Below are 17,381 nucleotides of genomic sequence, written 5' to 3' on the forward strand. Positions count from 1 at the left end.
CACTCGGCAATGGTGCTCAGAACCCGTGACGCATCCCGCCGTCCACAGGCAACATGACCCCCGTCAAATAGGATGCGGCCGGAGACAGCAAGAACGCCGACACCCGCCCGAACTCCTCCGGGGTCCCGTACCGCCGCAACGGAATACGGGACTCGTTCGCAGCCCTCGTGGCCTCCGGGTCCGCCGACATCCCGTCCAGCTCGCGCACGCGATCCGTGTCGATCCGCGAAGGCAGCACCCCCACGACCCGGATCCCCCGCGGCCCCAGCTCGTCCGCAAGGGACTTGGCGAACCCGGCGAGCCCGGGCCGCAGCCCGTTCGAGATCGTCAGCCCCGGAATCGGCTCGTGCACCGACGCCGAGAGCACGAACCCGATGACGCCGCCCTCCTCAAGTTCCGCCGCTGCCGCGCGCGCGAGCCGCACCGCGCCGAGGAACACGGACTCGAACGCGCCCTGCCACTGCTCGTCCGTGTTGTCGGCGGCGAACCCGGCCGGCGGCCCGCCGACGCTGATGAGGATGCCGTCGAAGCCGCCGAACCGCTCCCGCGCGGCGGCGATCAGCCGGGCCGGCGCCTCGGGATCGGCGTTGTCGACGGCCACCCCGACCGCATCCGGCCCCAGCTCGGCCGCCGCCGCGGCGGCACGCTTCTCGTCCCTGCCGGTCACGACCACCTTCGCGCCGTCGGCGACGAGCTCGCGCGCGGTGGCGTTGCCCAGCCCGCGCGTGGCGCCGGTGACGACGTACACCCGGTCCTTCAGTCCAAGATCCATGGCCCCTATCCTGCCCCCTCCTCCCCGAACAGGGCGAGGGCCGTGTTCACCAGGCCGATATGGCTGAACGCCTGCGGAAAGTTGCCGAGCTGCCGGCCCGGCACCGGGTCGTACTCCTCGGACAGCAGGCCCACGTCGTTGCCGAGCCCGACGAGCCGTTCGAACAGCTCCCGGGCCTCCTTCGTACGGCCCGTCATGTGCAGGGCGTCCGCGAGCCAGAACGAGCAGACCAGGAAGGTGCCCTCGCCGCCCGGCAGCCCGTCGACGACCGTCTCCTCGGCGCTGTAGCGGCGCAGGAAGCCGCCGTGGCCCAGCTCGTCGCGGATCGCGTCGACCGTGCCGACCACCCGCGGGTCGTCCGGCGGCAGGAAGCCGACGCGCGGGACGAGCAGCAGCGAGGCGTCGAGCTCGCGCGAACCGTAGTACTGGGTGAAGGTGTTCCGCTCGGGGTCGTAGCCGCGCTCGCACACCTCGCGGTGCACCTCGTCGCGCAGGGCACGCCAGGCGTCCAGGTCGCCGTCCAGGTCCGGGTTGCCCTCCACGGCGCGCACCGCCCGGTCCGCGGCCACCCACACCATCACCTTGGAGTGGACGAACTGACGGCGGCCCCCGCGCACCTCCCACAGCCCCTCGTCCGGCTGCCGCCACGCCGTGCACAGGAAGTCCATGAGGGCGACCTGGAGTGCCCACATGTGCGGCCGGGAGGGCAGGCCCGAACTCCGCGCCAGCGACAGCGAGTCCATGACCTCGCCGTACACGTCGAGCTGGAGCTGCTTCACCGCGTCGTTGCCGGTCCGTACGGGGCCGGTGCCGGCGAAGCCGGACAGCCACGGCAGCTCGGCCTCCGGCAGCCGCCGTTCGCCCGCCAGGCCGTACATGATCTGCAGGTCGGCCGGGTCGCCCGCGACCGCGCGGAGCAGCCAGTTGCGCCAGGCCTCGGCCTCCTCCTGGTATCCGGCCGCCAGGAGTGCGCCGAGGGTGAGGGTGGAGTCGCGCAGCCAGCAATAGCGGTAGTCCCAGTTGCGCACCCCGCCCAGCTCCTCGGGGAGCGAGGTGGTGGCCGAGGCGACGATGCCACCGGTGGGGGAGTAGGTGAGGGCCTTGAGGGTGATCAGGGAGCGGATCACGGCGTCCCGGTGCGGGCCGTCGTAGCGGCAGCGGGAGACCCAGGCCCGCCAGTCCGCGACGCTGGCGTGCAGCGACTCGTAGGGGTCGACGAGCGGCGGGCGCGGCTCGTGCGAGGGATGCCAGGTGAGGACGAACGCCACCTGTTCGCCCGCGGAGACGGTGAACTCCGAGTACGTGCAGTGGTCCTCGCCCCAGGTGCGCACCTCCGGTTCGCTGCGCAGCCACACCGAGTCCGGGCCCGCGACGGCGACCCGGTGGCCGTCCGCGCGGCGCATCCACGGGGTGATCGAGCCGTAGTCGAAGCGCAGCCGGAGCAGGCTGCGGACGGTCACCTCGCCGCGCAGGCCCTCGACGATCCGGACGAGGTCGGGGGCGCGGTCCCGTTGCGGCATCAGATCGGTGACGCGCACGGCGCCCTCGTCGGTCTCCCACTCGGTGTCCAGGACGAGGGTGTCGGTCCGGTAGGCGCGCCGGGTGCAGCGGTCGGCGCCCGTGGGGGCGATCCGCCAGTGGCCGTTCTCCTCGTCGCCGAGCAGCTTGGCGAAGCAGGCGGCCGAGTCGAAGCGGGGCAGGCACAGCCAGTCGACGGAGCCGTCCGTGCCGATCAGGGCAGCGGTCTGTTCGTCGCCGACGAGCGCGTAGTCCTCGATGCGGGGGTGCACGGGGAGCGGGTTCCCGGGCGGACGACAGGGCAATCCGGCCGTACGGGTCACACCGCGGCGGGTTCGGCCTCCGCCGCCGTTTTCTCGGCCGCCCGCTCACGCCGGTCGCGCAGCTCGCGCCGGACCAGCACCATCCAGCCGACCGGGACGCCCGCCGCGAACAGCCACCACTGGATGGCGTACGCGTAGTTCAGCGCGGCGTCCTCGTTGCCGGGCTTGCCGAGCTGCTCCGGGGTGTCGCCCTTGGGTTCGGGCTCCGTCTGCACGATGTAGCCGCCGAGCACACGGGCGTCCAGGCGGTCCGCCTCCTGCTCGCTGTTGATCAGCATGATCTGGCGGTCGGGCAGGCCTTCGAGGTTCTTGATGCCGCTGGCCTCGGTCGTCTCGTCGGGCATCAGCCGGCCGGTGACGGTGATCTCACCGCTCGGCGGTGCGGGGACCTTCGGGAACGCGGTCTGGCTCGGGCCGTCCGCGGGGATCCAGCCCCGGTTGACCAGCAGGACCTTGCCGTCGGTGAGGACGAACGGGGTCAGGACGTGGAAGCCGACCTCGTCGTCGGAGTTGGTGCGACGCCGGACGACGACCTCGTCGTCGGTGTCGAAGTGCCCCTTGGCGGTGACGGTGCGGTACCGCTCGTCGGTGGTGACGGTGTGCCCGGGGGCGGTGAGCGTCTCCACGGGTACCGGGTCGGCGGAGAGCGCGTCGGAGACCAGCTGGTTGCGGTCGGTGCGCTCCTCGTAGCGGTGCATCTGCCAGATGCCCAGCCTGATCATCGTGGGGATGAGGAGGAGGGCGACCAGCGTGAGGATCACCCACTGCCGGGACAACAGGAAGCGGTACACCCCACGACCGTACAACTCGGACCGTGGGGTGTTCGCACAGGGGTGTGGTCAGACGCGGTCGACGATGCCCACCTTTCCCTCCGCGCGGGCGCAGTGGGCGCCGCAGTACCAGTGGCCCTCGACCTCGACGCCCTGGCCGATGATCTGCACACGACAGTGCTCGCAGATGGGAGCCATGCGGTGGATCGCGCAGGAGAAGCAGTCGAAGACGTGCACCGCGCCCTGCGCGTGCACCTCGAAGGTCATGCCGTAGTTGTTGCCGCATACTTCGCAGTTCGCCATGCGCCACAGGGTGAGGCGTCCGCGCGGTGCGGGCGAGGCGGAGGCGGGCGAGTCGCGGCGCAATCACCCGTCCGTACGGTCATCCCTCCGACGCCGGCTCGACATCCCTGAGGAGCTGCCCGAAGGCCGCCTCGTCGACCACCGGCGTGCCGTACTGCCGGGCCTTGACCACCTTGGACGTGCCGGAGTCGGGGTCGTTGGTGACGAGCAGGCTGGTCAGCCGGGAGATGCTGCCGGCGACATGGAGCCCGGCCTCGGTCGCGCGGTCCTCCAGGAGGTCGCGCTCGATGGAGGTGTCGCCGGAGAACGCGACCCGCATGCCCTGCTTGAGTCTTTTGCCCTCTTCGTACCGGCCCGGGTTGGGATAGGGGCATGCGGGCCTTTTGCGGGACGGGCGCCAACTGGTCGGCCGGTAGCTGCCGTAGCTCCCCTGCTGCCGGGGCACGGCGCGGTCCGTCCACTCGGTCAGCGGCCGGCACTCGTGCAGCGGCAGCCGGACGCTCTGTGCGGCCGCGGCGTGCAGGCTCGGCCGGAACGCCTCCGCCAGCACGCGCGCGTCGTCCAGCGCGTGGTGCGCCCGCTGCTGCACGACACCGAAGTGCGCCGCCAGCGACTCCAGCTTGTGGTTGGGCAGCGGCAGGCCCAGCTCCTTGGAGAGCGCGATGGTGCACAGCCGCTGCCGCACCGGGGCCTCGCGCTCCGCGCGCGCGTACTCGCGGGCGATCATCTGCCAGTCGAAGACGGCGTTGTGCGCGACGAGCACCCGGTCCGCCAGGCGGGCGGAGAACTCCTCGGCGATGTCCGCGAAGAGGGGCGCACCCTCCAGCACGTCGCTCGTCAGACCGTGGATCCACACCGGGCCCGGGTCGCGCTCGGGGTTGACCGTCGTGTACCAGTGGTCCTCGACCTCGCCGCGTGCGTCCAGCCGGTAGACGGCCGCGGAGATTATCCGGTCGTCCCGGGCCAGTCCGGTGGTCTCCACGTCAACGACCGCGTATCCCTTCGGATACGCGGTCGGCCACCCGGTCGGGGAGGGCGCTGCGGTCGTGTGGTCATCGAGCATGGTCCCTGAGGATACGGGCCAGGACTGACAGCCCTGTCCCGCGGGCCCGGGCCGGTGCTCCGTCAGGTACCCTGCCGCGCCTGTCCGTTCGACTGCCGGCCCCACCGCGCCATCCCGGCGGAGCGTTTGGCGGAGATCACCAACAAGTAAGCGCGTACCGCCGGTAATACTTGTGAGTAACAACGTCTAGCCGCAGCCGACCAGCGGTTCTACGGTGCCACCATGCCGAACCTGCCCGATGTCGTGCTGTGGTCGATACCCGCCTTCGTCCTGCTCACCGTGATCGAGATGATCAGCGTCCGGCTCCATCCCGACGAGGAGGCGGCGGGCTATGAGACGAAGGACGCCGCGACCAGCGTCGGCATGGGGCTCGGCAGTCTCGTCTTCGACCTCCTGTGGAAGATCCCCATCGTCGCGATCTACACGGCGATCTACGAGCTCACTCCCCTGCGGGTGCCCGTCCTGTGGTGGACCGTGCCGCTGATGCTCCTCGCGCAGGACTTCTTCTACTACTGGTCCCACCGCGGCCACCACGTCATCCGCATCCTGTGGGCCTGCCACGTCGTCCACCACTCCAGCCGGAAGTTCAACCTCACCACCGCGCTGCGCCAGCCCTGGACGTCCCTGACCGTCTGGCCGTTCTACGTCCCGCTCATCGCCTGCGGTGTGCACCCGGCGGCCCTCGCGTTCTGCTCCTCGGCGAACCTCGTCTACCAGTTCTGGATCCACACCGAGCGCATCGACAGGATGCCGCGCTGGTTCGAGTTCGTGTTCAACACGCCCTCCCACCACCGCGTCCACCACGCCTCCCAGGGCGGCTACCTGGACCGCAACTTCGGCGGCATCCTCATCGTCTGGGACCGGCTCTTCCGCTCCTTCGTCGCCGAGACCGAACGGCCCGTCTACGGGTTGACCAAGAACATTGATACGTTCAACCCGATCAAGGTCGCCACTCATGAATACGTCGCGATCGTCAAGGACATCAAGAAGGCGGGGAGTTGGCGCGCGCGGGCCGGGCACCTCTTCCGCGGGCCGGGCTGGCAGCCCGCTGCCGAACCCGTGAAGGAGACCGTGTCGGCGTGACCACCAGACGCGCCCTCCTCCTCGCCCTCGCCCTGGCCGCCCTCGTCGACCTCGGCTCCCTCGTGGCGGACCACGAGCCCGGCCACACCGTCGCCAAGCCGCTCCTGATGCCCTTGCTCGCCGCCTACGCCGCCCTGTCCGGGGCGCCCCGGCTCCTTGTCGTGGCGCTCCTCTTCGGCTGGGGCGGCGACACCCTGCTCCTGTTCGACGCGGAGCCCGCGTTCCTCGCCGGGATGGCCTCCTTCGCGGCCGGGCACGTCTGCTACCTCGCGCTGGCCAGGAAGCACGGCCGGGCCGACGCCCACCACTCCTTCCTGCTGGTCGTCTACTGCGTCGTGCTGGCCAACACCCTTCCGTTCCTCTGGCCGGACCTGCCCGCAGACCTCCGCATTCCGGTCGCCGCCTACAGCCTTCTGCTCACCGCCATGGCGTACGGCGTCGGCAGCCGGTTCGGCCGGGTCGCCGGACTCGGGGGCGCGCTCTTCGTGCTCTCCGACATGCTGATCGCGACCGGGGTCGCCGACTGGCCCCAGCTGCCCCGGCCCGATTTCTGGATCATGCTCACCTACATCGCGGCGCAGATCCTGATCGTCTTCGGCACACTCAGGGCCCTCGAAGCGCGCCCTGGCCCTGCGGCGACGTACGGTGAGGTGCGCTCGACCACCCCCTGAGCGCATCACGACACCGCAGGAGAAGGATCCTCGCCATGCGCGCCACCACCATCCACGCCCCGTTCGACATGCGTGTGGCGGACGTACCCGATCCGGTGGTCCAGCTGCCCACCGACGCCGTGGTCCGGGTGCTGCGCGCCTGCATCTGCGGCAGCGACCTGTGGGCGTACCGCGGCGAGGCGGCCCGGCAGCCCGGGCAACGCATCGGGCACGAGTTCCTCGGCGTCGTCGAGGAGACCGGCTCCGAGGTGTCCGGCGTGCGCACGGGTGACCTGGTCGTCGCGCCCTTCATGTGGTCCGACGGCGTCTGCGACTACTGCCGGGAGGGCCTGACCACCTCCTGCGAGCACGGCGGCTTCTGGGGCTCCGTCGGCTACGACGGCGGCCAGGGCGAGGCCGTGCGTGTGCCTTTCGCCGACGGCACCCTCGTCCCGCTGCCCAAGGACGCCGTCTCCGACGAGCGGCTGCTGACCGCGCTGCTGACCCTCTCCGACGTCATGGGCACCGGCCACCACGCCGCCCTCGGCGCGGGCGCCCGGCCGGGCGCCACGGTCGCCGTCGTCGGCGACGGAGCCGTCGGCCTGTGCGCCGTCCTGGCCGCCAAGCGGCTCGGCGCCGAGCGGATCATCGCGCTCGGCCGCCACCAGGTCCGCACCGACATCGCACGCCGCTTCGGCGCCACCGACGTCGTCGCCGAGCGCGGCGAGGCCGCCGTCGAGGCCGTCCGTGAACTCACCCGCGGCCAGGGCGCGCACGGCGTCGTCGAGGCGGTCGGCACCGAGCAGTCCATGCGTACGGCCGTGAACATCGCCCGCGACGGCGGCGCCATCGGGTTCGTCGGCGTCCCGCACGGCAGCGGCACCGGACTCGACCTCGGTGTCATGTTCGACCGGAACATCGCGCTGCGCGGCGGCGTCGCCCCGGTCCGGGCCTACATCCCGGAGCTGCTGCCGGACGTCCTGGAGGGCCGTATCGACCCCTCGCCCGTCTTCGACCTGACCGTCGGCCTGGAGGGCGTGCCCGAGGGCTACAAGGCGATGGACCAGCGCACGGCCCTCAAGGTGCTCGTCACCGTCTGAGCCCCTGAGGCCTTACCGACTCACCACCTGATCGGCACCGGCAGCGCCGTCAGCAGTCCCGACACCGCCACCACCGCCCCCAGCGCGACGACCTCCACGCGCGCGGGGGAGCAGGCGGTCAGCGGGTCCGCCGCGCGGCGCAGCCGGAACCGTGCCCACAGGGCCAGCGCGGCGACGGCGGCCACGAGCAGCACCTTGGCCAGCAGCACCCGCCCGTACGCCGTCGTCGTCAGCTGCTCCAGGATCGTCTCCGCCGGCATGCGGCGCAGCGAACTGCACACCCCCGTCGCCGTGATGGCGGCCAGCAGAACGGCCGCCACGCGCGCGTAGAGGCCCAGCAGGGCAGCGCCCGTCGGTGCGTCACCCCGCAGACTCCGCAGGACGTGCAGCAGTCCGCCCGCCCACAGTGCCGCACAGGTCAGGTGCACGAGCGTCAGCCCGGAGCCGAGGAGCGGGCTGTGCTCGGTCGTCGGATGCGCCCGCAGCGCCTCGGCCACGACCACCGCGGCCAGCGGCCAGACCTGGGTGCCGGGGCGCCGCGAGAGCGCGCACAGGCCCGCCGCCGCGAAGGCGTTGAGCTCCAGCAGCGCGAGCTTGCCGTCCCGGGTCTCGTACAGGCCGCCGACGTCGAGGTCGGCGAGGCTGTCCGGCACCAGGTTGCCGGTCGAGACGACGGAGGCGAGCCCGAGGGCGGCGACGAAACCGGCGACGGCCGCGTGCGGTGCCCAACTGGGGGGCGCGGCCGGGGGAGTGCCGGGTACGGCACGGGCCAGCCGGTTCACGAACAGTTCGCCCACCGGCACGCACAGCGCCGCGAACAGCGTCGTCCGCAGCAGCGCGATGCCGCCGACGCCGGGCGCGGCGGCCTCTCCGGTGTCGTGCAGCGCGGCCGACGGACCGAGCAGCGGAATCAGCGCCCCGAGCGCCACCAGGACGAGGACGGCGACGGCCCGGCGGACACCGGGCCGCGGCACGGGCCCGCCCGCGTCGGCCGTCCCGGACGGCGGTCTTATCAAGGTCACCCCAAGATCTTCACCAACTGCCCCAGAACCGGGCAAGTCCAGGAAAACAACTGGCGGTACGGCATTCCGCCCATGGGTACGTTTTCGGGCGCCCCGGAACTCAGGCCCACCGCGCGGAATCCGCACCGCAGACTCCGGGCGGCCGAGCCCAGTCCACCGGTCCGCCCGCGAAGGACACCGGCGGCAGGGCGTAGCGCAGCCGGCCGAGGGCGCTGTCGGTCTCGGCCAGCCAGGGCTCGGGGCCCTCGTACGCCGGCCCGCTCGCGTCACTCGCCGCGATCCCGGTCGTCAGCCAGTGCGCGGTCCGCGCCAGCGCCAGCCGTACGGCCCTGCTGCCGCCGGCGTCGCACTGTTCGGTCAGCTCCCGCAGCACTGCCGCCGCGAGCAGATAGCCGGTTCCGTGGTCGAGTGCCTGCGCGGGCAGCGCGCCCGGCCGCTCCCGCGATCCCTCCGTGGCGGCGATCCCGGTGGCCACCTGCACCAGGCTGTCGAAGCCGCGCCGCTCGCGCCACGGCCCGTACGCGCCCCACGCCGACAACTGCGCGACCACCAGGCCGGGCCGACGCTCCGCCAGCGCCTCGGGGGAGAGCCCGAACCGGTCCAGGGCGCCGGGCCGGTAGCCGGTGACGACCACGTCCGCGCCCGCCAGCAGCTCCTCGAAGGTGCGCCGGTCCGTCCGCAGGTCCAGCGTCGCGGATCGCTTCCCGAACCCCGTGTCCGCGTGCTGGTCCGGCAGTTCGGGGGTCCCGGGCGGGTCGACGCGCAGTACGTCCGCGCCCAGCAGGGCGAGCGTGCGGGTGGCGACCGGGCCCGCGATGACGCGGGTCAGGTCCAGGACGCGTACGCCCGCCGCCGGCAGCAGAGGCGTTCCGTCGAGCGGCGCGAGCACGCGCGCGCGTGCCGTGTCCAAGCGCTCGCGCTCGACCAGCGGTCGCTGGGCCACCGCGACCGCCTGCGGATGCGCCGCCCACTCCTCGGGCGTCCGCAGCGCCACGGCGAGGCCGCCCGCCGCGTACACGGCCTCCTCGACCTCCAGGGCGGACCGCTCGGCGAACACGGCTTCGAGGGAGTCCGACCGCCCCAGCACCTTGAGCAACCGCTCCCGGTGATGCGGATAGTTGGCATGCGTCCGCACCCATCCGTCCGCCGTCCGCCAGAACCGTGACAGGGGTGCGAAGTTGACCGGAGCGCGACCATTGATCAACAGATGCCGCTCACTCACGAACGCCGTGCCCACGGCACCGTCGTCCACGCGCACCTCCGGCACCGCATGCAGCCCGGCCCGCCGCGCCCCGAGCTCGGCGGCTGCCCGCGCGCAGTCACCCACGCACGCGCGTGCCAACTCTCGTACGGGGAGGCGTGCTTGTGCGGCCCAGGCCAACTTGATTTCAGTCATGACTGAACTATGCAGTATTGACCGAATCAACATGACTGGCGGCCGACCACCACAGCCGCACCTCGTTGCGCACGTCCGTCGGACGCAGCTCCCAGCCCTGGGCGACGGCGACCTCGGCGACGTACCAGCCGCCGACGCCCCGGTAGTCGCGCAGGGGTATCTCGCACTCGACCAGCCGCCGGTACTTCTTGAGGTTGCGCGGGGCCAAAGCCTTGGCGGTCCAGTCGCCGACCACCCTTTCGACCCGTGCCTTGTAGTACGCGGTGTCGCCCTCGTACCGCAGTTCCGGCCAGCTGACGCACCAGGACGGCAGGTGGCTGATGCGCGCGAAGGCGCGGCCTGTGCCGGTGGCTCCGACCGCCTCTGCGACGGTGTCCACGACCGAGAGGACGACGGCAGCCGCCAGCCAGAACACGCAGAACAGCGGCACGAACAGCACGGTCCCGACGAACCGCAGGGCCAACTTCCACCGCGCCCGCACCGGTTCGGGCGTCCACGTCGCGGGATCCTCGTACACATCCATGCCGCAGATCCTCCCGCACCACGCGAAAGGGCCGGACGACGGATCCGTCCGGCCCCTCCACGCGCGCGTACCGCTGCCGCTACTTCGTCACGGCGTCCAGCGCGTCCGCCATGCCCCACCCGTAGAACCCGTTCCGGTTCTTCGAGCCCTCGCACACCGCGTCGACCTTGCCGTCGCCGTCGATGTCGTAGGGGTCCGTGCACGCGGTCGCGTCGGCCTGCGCGTACAGCAGGGCCTTGACCGCGGTCGGCGGGAGGTACGGGTGCGTCGACTTGATGAGGGCGGCGACGCCCGCGACATGCGGCGACGCCATCGACGTACCGGCCATGTAGCCGTACTTGCCGCCCGGCAGCGTGCCCAGGATCAGGCCGCTGGTGGCCGGCGGGGCCGGGGTCTGGTAGCGGGTCGCGTCGCCGCCGGGTGCGGCGAGGTCGATCACGCCCAGACCGTGGTTGGAGAACGAGGACTTGAGGCCCTTGGCGCCGGTCGACGCCACCGTCACGACGCCCGGCAGCTGGGTCGGGATGTCGAGGCACTCGGACGGGTCGATGACCCGGTCCGTGGGCGTGGCGTCGTTCGGGGAGACCGGGTCGGTGATCTCGTCGGCGGCGAGGTCGTAGTTCTCGTTGCCGGCCGCCGCGACGTTGACCGTGCCCTTCTTCTCCGCGTACCGCGAGGCCCGGGTGATGGCGTCGACGAGCGCCTTCTGGTCCGGGTCGTTCTTGCAGTTGAAGTACCACGGGTCGGTGTAATAGCTGTTGTTCGTCACGTCGACGCCGTGCTCGGCCGCCCACACGAAGCCGCACACCACGGCCTCCGTGTAGAAGTAACCGGCGGTCGTGGAGACCTTGATGCCGGAGACCTTCACGCCGGGCGCGACCCCCGTCATGCCGACGCCGTTCTTGGCGGCGGCGATCTCCCCGGCCACGTGCGTGCCGTGCGGGCTCTCCGTCGCCCCGGGACGCCAGGCGCCCTCGGTGGTGTCCGGCTTGCCCGTCACGCAGTTGACCGAGGCCTCGCGGTCGAAGTTCGCCGCGAGGTCGGGGTGCGTGTCGTCGACCCCGGTGTCGATCACCGCGACGGTGACGTCCCGGCTGCCCAGCGACGTCTTGTGCGCCCGGTCCGCCTTGATGGCGGGCAGGTCCCACTGGAGCGGCTCCAGCGGGTCCTGCCCGGCGACGTCCTCGACGGCCGCCGCGTCGGCGGCGCTGAGCACCTTCGGCGTGCCCATGTCGGTCGTCGACTGGGCGGGCAGCGGCGCGTTGCGGGTGTTGCCGGCCGAGTCCACGCCGGGCACCGTGCGCATGACCTTGGCGAAGTCGGGGTTCGCCGAGTGGACCACGACCACGCCGATCCGGTCGTACGAGGTCACGATCGTGCCGCCGGCCTCGGCAATGGCCCGCTCCACCCGGGGCGAGGGACCGTGCCCCGGCTGGACGTTGACGACATAGCTGAGGGAGGAGGCCTGGGCCTCGGGGGCGTCCGCGGCGGACGCCGACACGTTCGGCAGGAACGCCAGCGCCGTCGCCATGGCCATCCCGGCGGGGACGGCCAGCGCACGACGATAGCGCGGGTAGGGCGCTGTCATGGTGTCAGTGTCTCCAGTCCGTCGGTCACTTCACCGCGCGCAGCGCGTTGACGATGCCGTAGCCGTAGAAGCCGTTCACGCGCGTGCCGCCCTCGCACACCGCGTCCTGGGTGCCGTCGCCGTTCTGGTCGTAGGACTCGGGGCAACCCGGGTTGTCCGCCTGCGCCTTGAGCATGGCCTGGATCTGGGCCCCGGTCGCCCACGGGTGCTTGGACTTCAGCAGCGCCGCCACGCCCGCGGCGTGCGGCGAGGCCATCGAGGTGCCCTGCAGGAAGGCGTACTGCCCGTTCGGCATGGTCGACAGGATGCGGCCGTTCATCGAGGGCGTGTCCGGTATCTGGTACAGCCGGTCGCCGCCCGGCGCCGCGACGTCGACGACGCCGTTGCCGTAGGAGGAGTAGTACGACTTGAGGTTCTTCACGCCCGTCGCGCTGACCGTGACGACTCCGGGCAGCTGCGTGGGCACGTCGTAGCACTCGTGCGGGTCGATCGTGCGCTCGACGGGCGTGGTGTCGTCGGGGCTGCTGGTGTCGACGATCGCGTCCGAGTCCAGGTCGTGGTTGGAGTTGCCCGCCGAGGCCAGGTGGATCAGGCCCTTCTTCTGGGCGTACAGCTGGGCCCGGTTGACCGCGTCGACGATCGCCTTCTGGTCGGGGTCGTCCATGCAGTTGTACAGCCACGGGTCGACGTAGTAGCTGTTGTTCGTGATCTCGACGCCGTGGTCGGCGGCGAACACGAACGCGCACACCACGCTCTCCGGGAAGAAGAGGCTGGTGTCCGGATCGCTCACCTTGATCGAGGAGACCTTGACGCCGGGCGCCACGCCCGCGACACCGATGCCGTTGCGGGCCGCGGCGATCTCACCGGCCACGTGCGTGCCGTGGTAGTCGTCCGCGGTGTACGGCCGCCAGGCGCCCTCACTGGTGTCCGCGACGCCGCCGACGCAGTTGGCCGACTGGGACTTGGAGAAGTTCGCGGTGAGGTCCGGGTGGGTGTCGTCGACGCCGGTGTCGATCACCGCGACGGTCACCTTGCTGCTGCCCGGGTTGATCTTCGCGGCCTTGTCGGCGCCGATCGCCCGCAGGTCCCACTGGTCGGCCTCAAGGGGCTCGCTGTCGGGGACCGCGGCGGAAGCGTTCTGAGTCTTCGCGACCTGCTCCTTGGTGAGGAACTGCGCCGCGTCCTGCTCCGTGGTCCCCGCGGCGGTCAGCGGCGCCGTACGCGTCGCACCCGCCGACTGGACCCCGCGTACCGCACGCATCTGCTTGCCGAAGTCCGGGTTCGTCGAGTGGACGACGATCACACCGATCTTGTCGTACGTCACCACGACGGTCCCGCCGGCCGCGGCGATCGCCTTCTTCACCGACTCGATGGTGCGGTGGTCCGTCGTCGTGTTGACGACGTACGACAGCTTCGGCGCGTCCGCCGTCTGCGCGGTGGACTCCGCGAGCGGCGCGGCCGTTGCGGCGGCCGGCAGGAAGCCCAGGGAGGCGGTCAGCGACAGCACGACGGGGACGGCCAGCGCGAGCCGACGTCTGGAAGGCAGATGAGCCATGGGATCTCCACATCATCCGGAAACGAAACCGGCCCGAGACACAGGTAGTGCTCGGGCAGGTACATGACGGGCGTGCAGGGTGAAGCTATCTCCCGATCTCCCTGGCCAGCAATGACTTACCGGGGGTGACTTCGGAAAGAAGCAGACCGAGTTGAACCGGTCCTCGCGTGGCGCCGTGACCTTGGACAGGGGGCCCGAGCACGATCGAGCCCCCTGACCACCGCGAGGAACAGAGCCGTCACATGTCCGTCGTACCGAGCCCGTCCCCGAACTCCGATCCGCCTTCGTCCCCGTCCACCGTCGCAACAGCGCCCGCAACGCGAGGAGACTCCGTGGCCACCGACGCACCGCCCCCCTCGAAGGAGCAGTACAAACTCCCCACCACCGAGGAGTTCACCGAGGTGCAGGAGAGCGCGGAGTTCGGTGAACTGCGCCGCTCCTACCGCTCCTTCGCCTTTCCGCTGACCGTCGCCTTCGTCACCTGGTACCTGCTGTACGTCCTGCTGTCGATCTACGCCGGCGATTTCATGGGCACCAAGCTGTTCGGCAACATCAATGTGGCGCTGGCCCTCGGCCTCGCCCAGTTCCTCACCACGTTCCTCATCGCCTGGTGGTACGCGCGGCACGCCGCCGCCAAGCTCGACCCCAAGGCCGAGGCGATCAAGTCCCGGATGGAGGGCGGCGCGTGAACACCACACAGACGTTTCTTGCGGCCGACGCGGCGAGCGAGCACCGCACGCTGATCATCAGCCTGTTCGCGGTGTTCGTCGTCGCGACCCTTGTCATCACCGTGTGGGCGGGCCGGCAGACCAAGGACGCCGCCGACTTCTACGCGGGCGGACGCCAGTTCACCGGCTTCCAGAACGGCCTCGCCGTCTCCGGCGACTACATGTCCGCCGCTTCCTTCCTCGGTATCGCGGGCGCCATCGCCCTGTTCGGCTACGACGGCTTCCTGTACTCCGTCGGCTTCCTGGTCGCCTGGCTCGTAGCCCTGCTCCTGGTCGCCGAGCCACTGCGCAACTCCGGCCGCTACACGATGGGCGACGTCCTCGCCTACCGCATGCGCCAGCGCCCGGTCCGCACCGCGGCCGGTACCTCCACGATCGTCGTGTCGATCTTCTACCTGCTGGCACAGATGGCCGGCGCGGGCGTCCTGGTCTCCCTGCTGCTCGGCATCTCCAGCGACGCGGGCAAGGTCGGCATCGTCGCGCTGGTCGGCGTACTGATGATCATGTACGTCACCATCGGCGGCATGAAGGGCACCACCTGGGTGCAGATGGTCAAGGCCGTGCTGCTGATGAGCGGCGCCCTGCTGCTGACCTTCCTGGTCCTGCTGAAGTTCGACTTCAACGTCTCCGACCTGCTCGGCGCCGCCTCCGACCAGAGCGGCAAGGGCACGGCCTTCCTGGAGCCCGGCCTGAAGTACGGCGCCACCGGCACCAGCAAGCTGGACTTCATCTCGCTCGGCATCGCCCTGATCCTGGGCACCGCCGGTCTGCCGCACATCCTGATCCGCTTCTACACGGTGCCCACGGCCAAGGCCGCCCGTAAGTCCGTGATCTGGGCGATCGGCCTGATCGGCTCCTTCTACCTGATGACCCTCGCGCTCGGCTTCGGCGCCGCCGCGCTGATCACACCGGAGGAGATCACCAACTCCAACAAGGCGGGCAATACGGCAGCGCCACTGCTCGCGCTCCATCTGGGCGGCGTCGACTCCAACTGGGGCGCCATCCTGCTCGCCACGATCTCCGCGGTCGCCTTCGCCACCATCCTCGCGGTGGTCGCGGGCCTGACGCTGGCCTCGTCCTCGTCGTTCGCCCACGACATCTACGCCAACGTCATCAAGAAGGGCCAGGCCACCGAGAAGCAGGAGGTCAGCGCGGCCCGCTGGGCGACCGTCGGCATCGGCGTCGTCTCCATCGCGCTCGGCGCCCTGGCCCGCGACCTGAACGTCGCCGGCCTCGTCGCCCTGGCCTTCGCGGTCGCCGCCTCCGCCAACCTGCCGACCATCCTCTACAGCCTCTTCTGGAAGCGGTTCACCACCCAGGGCGCGCTGTGGTCGATCTACGGCGGTCTGACCACCGCGGTCGGCCTGGTGCTGTTCTCGCCGGTCGTCTCCGGCAAGCCGACCTCGATGTTCCCGGACGTCGACTTCCACTGGTTCCCGCTGGAGAACCCCGGCATCATCTCGATCCCGGTCGGCTTCCTGCTGGGCATCCTCGGCACCTACCTCTCCAAGGAGGAGCCGGACAAGGGCAAGTTCGCCGAGCTGGAGGTCCGGTCCCTGACCGGCACCGGCGCCCACTGAGCACGCCCCCCGAGCGGCCGCGTCGTAGATCCCTACGACGCGGCCGCGTCTTACCTCGTGGGATCGGGCTCTGTCGTTGTCAGTGCGTTCGCGTAGGCTCACAGGTGTCGGAAAACTGTTGATCCGCTACGAGGGAGGGGGCCCACGTGCTCATCGACACCTACGGCCGGGTTGCCACCGACCTGAGGGTCTCACTGACCGACCGGTGCAACCTGCGCTGTACCTACTGCATGCCCGAGGAAGGCCTGCAGTGGCTGGCCAAGCCCGACCTGCTCACCGACGACGAGATCGTCCGCCTGATCGACATCGCGGTCACCTCCCTCGGTATCGAGGAGGTCCGCTTCACCGGCGGCGAGCCGCTGCTGCGCCCCGGCCTGGTCGGCATCGTGGAGCGCGTCGCCGCCCTCGAACCGCGCCCGCAGATGTCGCTGACCACCAACGGCATCGGCCTCAAGCGCACCGCGACGGCCCTGAAGGCCGCAGGTCTGGACCGGGTCAACGTCTCCCTGGACACCCTGCGCCCGGACGTCTTCAAGACCCTCACCCGCCGCGACCGCCACAAGGACGTCATCGAGGGCCTTTACGCGGCCCGCGAGGCGGGCCTGACCCCGGTCAAGGTCAACTCGGTCCTGATGCCCGGCCTGAACGAGGACGAGGCGCCCGACCTGCTGGCCTGGGCCGTCGAGCACGACTACGAACTGCGCTTCATCGAGCAGATGCCGCTGGACGCCCAGCACGGCTGGAAGCGCGAGGGCATGATCACCGCCGGGGACATCCTGGCCTCCCTGCGCACCCGCTTCGAGCTGACCGAGGAGGGCTCCGAGAAGCGCGGCTCCGCACCCGCCGAGCGCTGGATCGTCGACAGCGGCCCGCACCGCGTGGGTGTCATCGCCTCGGTCACCCGCCCGTTCTGCTCGGCCTGCGACCGCACCCGCCTCACGGCCGACGGCCAGGTCCGCACCTGTCTGTTCGCCACCGAGGAGACCGACCTGCGCGCGGCCCTGCGCTCCGGCGCCCCCGACGAGGAGATCGCCCGCATATGGCGCCTGGCGATGTGGGGCAAGAAGGCGGGCGCGGGCCTGGACGACCCGAGTTTCGTCCAGCCGGACCGACCGATGTCGGCGATCGGCGGCTAGGCCTCTTCCGGCGCTTCCCAGTCCTCGAACTTCACCACGTCCTTCAGGAACCCCCGAACCCCCAGGAACTGGGACAGATGCTCCCGATGCTCCTCGCACGCGAGCCACGTCTTGCGCCGTTCCGGCGTATGGATCTTGGGGTTGTTCCAGGCAAGCACCCACACCGCGTCGGCGCGGCAGCCCTTGGCGGAACAGATAGGTGTCTCGTCAGTCACGGGGTTCGTCTCGCAGAGGTCCGCAGAGGTCAAAACAAGGCGACGCCGAGCAGCCA

At 70.9% G+C, this 17,381-nt stretch carries 17 protein-coding genes; 6 read left to right on the forward strand and 11 right to left on the reverse strand.

The window, feature by feature from the left end:
* Positions 1-16 precede the first annotated feature (16 nt).
* From AB0Q90_RS09400 to AB0Q90_RS09420, 5 genes are all read right to left on the reverse strand, one after another.
* Entirely contained in the window at positions 17-772 is a 756-nt protein-coding gene (locus tag AB0Q90_RS09400) for an SDR family oxidoreductase (RefSeq protein WP_363164789.1), read from the reverse strand.
* Positions 773-777: 5 nt separating this feature from the next.
* Positions 778-2,562: a glycoside hydrolase family 15 protein gene (locus AB0Q90_RS09405; RefSeq protein WP_363164788.1), complete on the reverse strand. Its 1,785-nt coding sequence runs from the start codon at positions 2,560-2,562 to the stop codon at positions 778-780.
* Positions 2,563-2,609: 47 nt separating this feature from the next.
* Positions 2,610-3,404 carry an SURF1 family protein gene (locus tag AB0Q90_RS09410; RefSeq protein WP_363164787.1) on the reverse strand — a complete coding sequence of 265 codons (795 nt, stop codon included), beginning with the start codon at positions 3,402-3,404 and terminating at the stop codon, positions 2,610-2,612.
* A 48-nt stretch (positions 3,405-3,452) separates the two neighbouring features.
* Positions 3,453-3,686 carry a hypothetical protein gene (locus AB0Q90_RS09415; protein ID WP_363164786.1) on the reverse strand — a complete coding sequence of 78 codons (234 nt, stop codon included), beginning with the start codon at positions 3,684-3,686 and terminating at the stop codon, positions 3,453-3,455.
* Positions 3,687-3,765: 79 nt separating this feature from the next.
* Positions 3,766-4,749 (reverse strand): DEDDh family exonuclease, encoded by a 984-nt coding sequence (locus AB0Q90_RS09420; RefSeq protein ID WP_363164785.1) that lies wholly within the window; start codon positions 4,747-4,749, stop codon positions 3,766-3,768.
* A 222-nt stretch (positions 4,750-4,971) separates the two neighbouring features.
* Here AB0Q90_RS09420 and AB0Q90_RS09425 point away from each other — a divergent pair, with 222 nt between their 5' ends.
* The 3 genes from AB0Q90_RS09425 to AB0Q90_RS09435 are packed head-to-tail and all read left to right on the forward strand — an operon-like array spanning position 4,972 to position 7,582.
* Positions 4,972-5,832, forward strand: a complete 861-nt coding sequence (locus tag AB0Q90_RS09425) for a sterol desaturase family protein (RefSeq protein ID WP_363164784.1) — start codon at positions 4,972-4,974, stop codon at positions 5,830-5,832.
* Positions 5,829-6,503, forward strand: coding sequence for a lysoplasmalogenase (locus tag AB0Q90_RS09430; protein WP_363164783.1), 675 nt, complete (start codon positions 5,829-5,831; stop codon positions 6,501-6,503). The genes AB0Q90_RS09425 and AB0Q90_RS09430 overlap by 4 nt, the downstream gene beginning before the upstream one ends.
* A 35-nt stretch (positions 6,504-6,538) precedes the next feature.
* A complete protein-coding gene (locus AB0Q90_RS09435; RefSeq protein WP_363164782.1) occupies positions 6,539-7,582 on the forward strand; it encodes a zinc-dependent alcohol dehydrogenase family protein in 1,044 nt (347 codons plus the stop codon).
* Positions 7,583-7,602: 20 nt separating this feature from the next.
* Here AB0Q90_RS09435 and AB0Q90_RS09440 read toward each other — a convergent pair whose 3' ends face one another.
* The 5 genes from AB0Q90_RS09440 to AB0Q90_RS09460 form a co-directional block, all read right to left on the reverse strand.
* Positions 7,603-8,604 carry a CopD family protein gene (locus AB0Q90_RS09440; RefSeq protein WP_363164781.1) on the reverse strand — a complete coding sequence of 334 codons (1,002 nt, stop codon included), beginning with the start codon at positions 8,602-8,604 and terminating at the stop codon, positions 7,603-7,605.
* A gap of 100 nt (positions 8,605-8,704) precedes the next feature.
* Positions 8,705-10,000, reverse strand: coding sequence for a CoA transferase (locus tag AB0Q90_RS09445; RefSeq protein ID WP_363164780.1), 1,296 nt, complete (start codon positions 9,998-10,000; stop codon positions 8,705-8,707).
* A 7-nt stretch (positions 10,001-10,007) separates the two neighbouring features.
* Entirely contained in the window at positions 10,008-10,523 is a 516-nt protein-coding gene (locus AB0Q90_RS09450; RefSeq protein ID WP_363164779.1) for a hypothetical protein, read from the reverse strand.
* 79 nt (positions 10,524-10,602) lie between these two features.
* Positions 10,603-12,111 (reverse strand): S8 family serine peptidase, encoded by a 1,509-nt coding sequence (locus AB0Q90_RS09455; RefSeq protein ID WP_363164778.1) that lies wholly within the window; start codon positions 12,109-12,111, stop codon positions 10,603-10,605.
* A 25-nt stretch (positions 12,112-12,136) separates the two neighbouring features.
* On the reverse strand, positions 12,137-13,666 hold the full coding sequence (locus AB0Q90_RS09460; RefSeq protein WP_363164777.1) for a S8 family serine peptidase: 1,530 nt from the start codon (positions 13,664-13,666) through the stop codon (positions 12,137-12,139).
* A gap of 332 nt (positions 13,667-13,998) precedes the next feature.
* On the opposite strand from AB0Q90_RS09460, the gene AB0Q90_RS09465 reads away from it, so the two are divergent.
* The 3 genes from AB0Q90_RS09465 to moaA all read left to right on the forward strand — a co-directional run bounded on the left by AB0Q90_RS09465 (position 13,999) and on the right by moaA (position 17,110).
* Positions 13,999-14,355, forward strand: a complete 357-nt coding sequence (locus AB0Q90_RS09465; protein WP_363164776.1) for a DUF485 domain-containing protein — start codon at positions 13,999-14,001, stop codon at positions 14,353-14,355.
* On the forward strand, positions 14,352-15,974 hold the full coding sequence (locus AB0Q90_RS09470; protein WP_363164775.1) for a cation acetate symporter: 1,623 nt from the start codon (positions 14,352-14,354) through the stop codon (positions 15,972-15,974). Before AB0Q90_RS09465 ends, AB0Q90_RS09470 begins: the two co-directional genes overlap by 4 nt.
* Before the next feature lie 146 nt (positions 15,975-16,120).
* On the forward strand, positions 16,121-17,110 hold the full coding sequence (moaA, locus tag AB0Q90_RS09475) for a GTP 3',8-cyclase MoaA (protein ID WP_363164774.1): 990 nt from the start codon (positions 16,121-16,123) through the stop codon (positions 17,108-17,110).
* Here moaA and AB0Q90_RS09480 read toward each other — a convergent pair.
* Positions 17,107-17,325: a hypothetical protein gene (locus tag AB0Q90_RS09480; RefSeq protein WP_363164773.1), complete on the reverse strand. Its 219-nt coding sequence runs from the start codon at positions 17,323-17,325 to the stop codon at positions 17,107-17,109. The genes moaA and AB0Q90_RS09480 overlap by 4 nt on opposite strands.
* Positions 17,326-17,381: the final 56 nt, after the last annotated feature.

The sequence above is a fragment of the Streptomyces sp. NPDC079141 genome, from assembly GCF_040686775.1.
Classification (GTDB): domain Bacteria; phylum Actinomycetota; class Actinomycetes; order Streptomycetales; family Streptomycetaceae; genus Streptomyces.

Coding starts and splice junctions, on each gene's coding strand:
- AB0Q90_RS09400 (WP_363164789.1), bottom strand. CDS start 772: ATGGATCTTGGACTGAAGGACCGGGTGTACGTCGTCACCGGCGCCACG.
- AB0Q90_RS09415 (WP_363164786.1), bottom strand. CDS start 3,686: ATGGCGAACTGCGAAGTATGCGGCAACAACTACGGCATGACCTTCGAG.
- AB0Q90_RS09420 (WP_363164785.1), bottom strand. CDS start 4,749: ATGCTCGATGACCACACGACCGCAGCGCCCTCCCCGACCGGGTGGCCG.
- AB0Q90_RS09425 (WP_363164784.1), top strand. CDS start 4,972: ATGCCGAACCTGCCCGATGTCGTGCTGTGGTCGATACCCGCCTTCGTC.
- AB0Q90_RS09435 (WP_363164782.1), top strand. CDS start 6,539: ATGCGCGCCACCACCATCCACGCCCCGTTCGACATGCGTGTGGCGGAC.
- AB0Q90_RS09445 (WP_363164780.1), bottom strand. CDS start 10,000: ATGACTGAAATCAAGTTGGCCTGGGCCGCACAAGCACGCCTCCCCGTA.
- AB0Q90_RS09450 (WP_363164779.1), bottom strand. CDS start 10,523: ATGGATGTGTACGAGGATCCCGCGACGTGGACGCCCGAACCGGTGCGG.
- AB0Q90_RS09455 (WP_363164778.1), bottom strand. CDS start 12,111: ATGACAGCGCCCTACCCGCGCTATCGTCGTGCGCTGGCCGTCCCCGCC.
- AB0Q90_RS09460 (WP_363164777.1), bottom strand. CDS start 13,666: ATGGCTCATCTGCCTTCCAGACGTCGGCTCGCGCTGGCCGTCCCCGTC.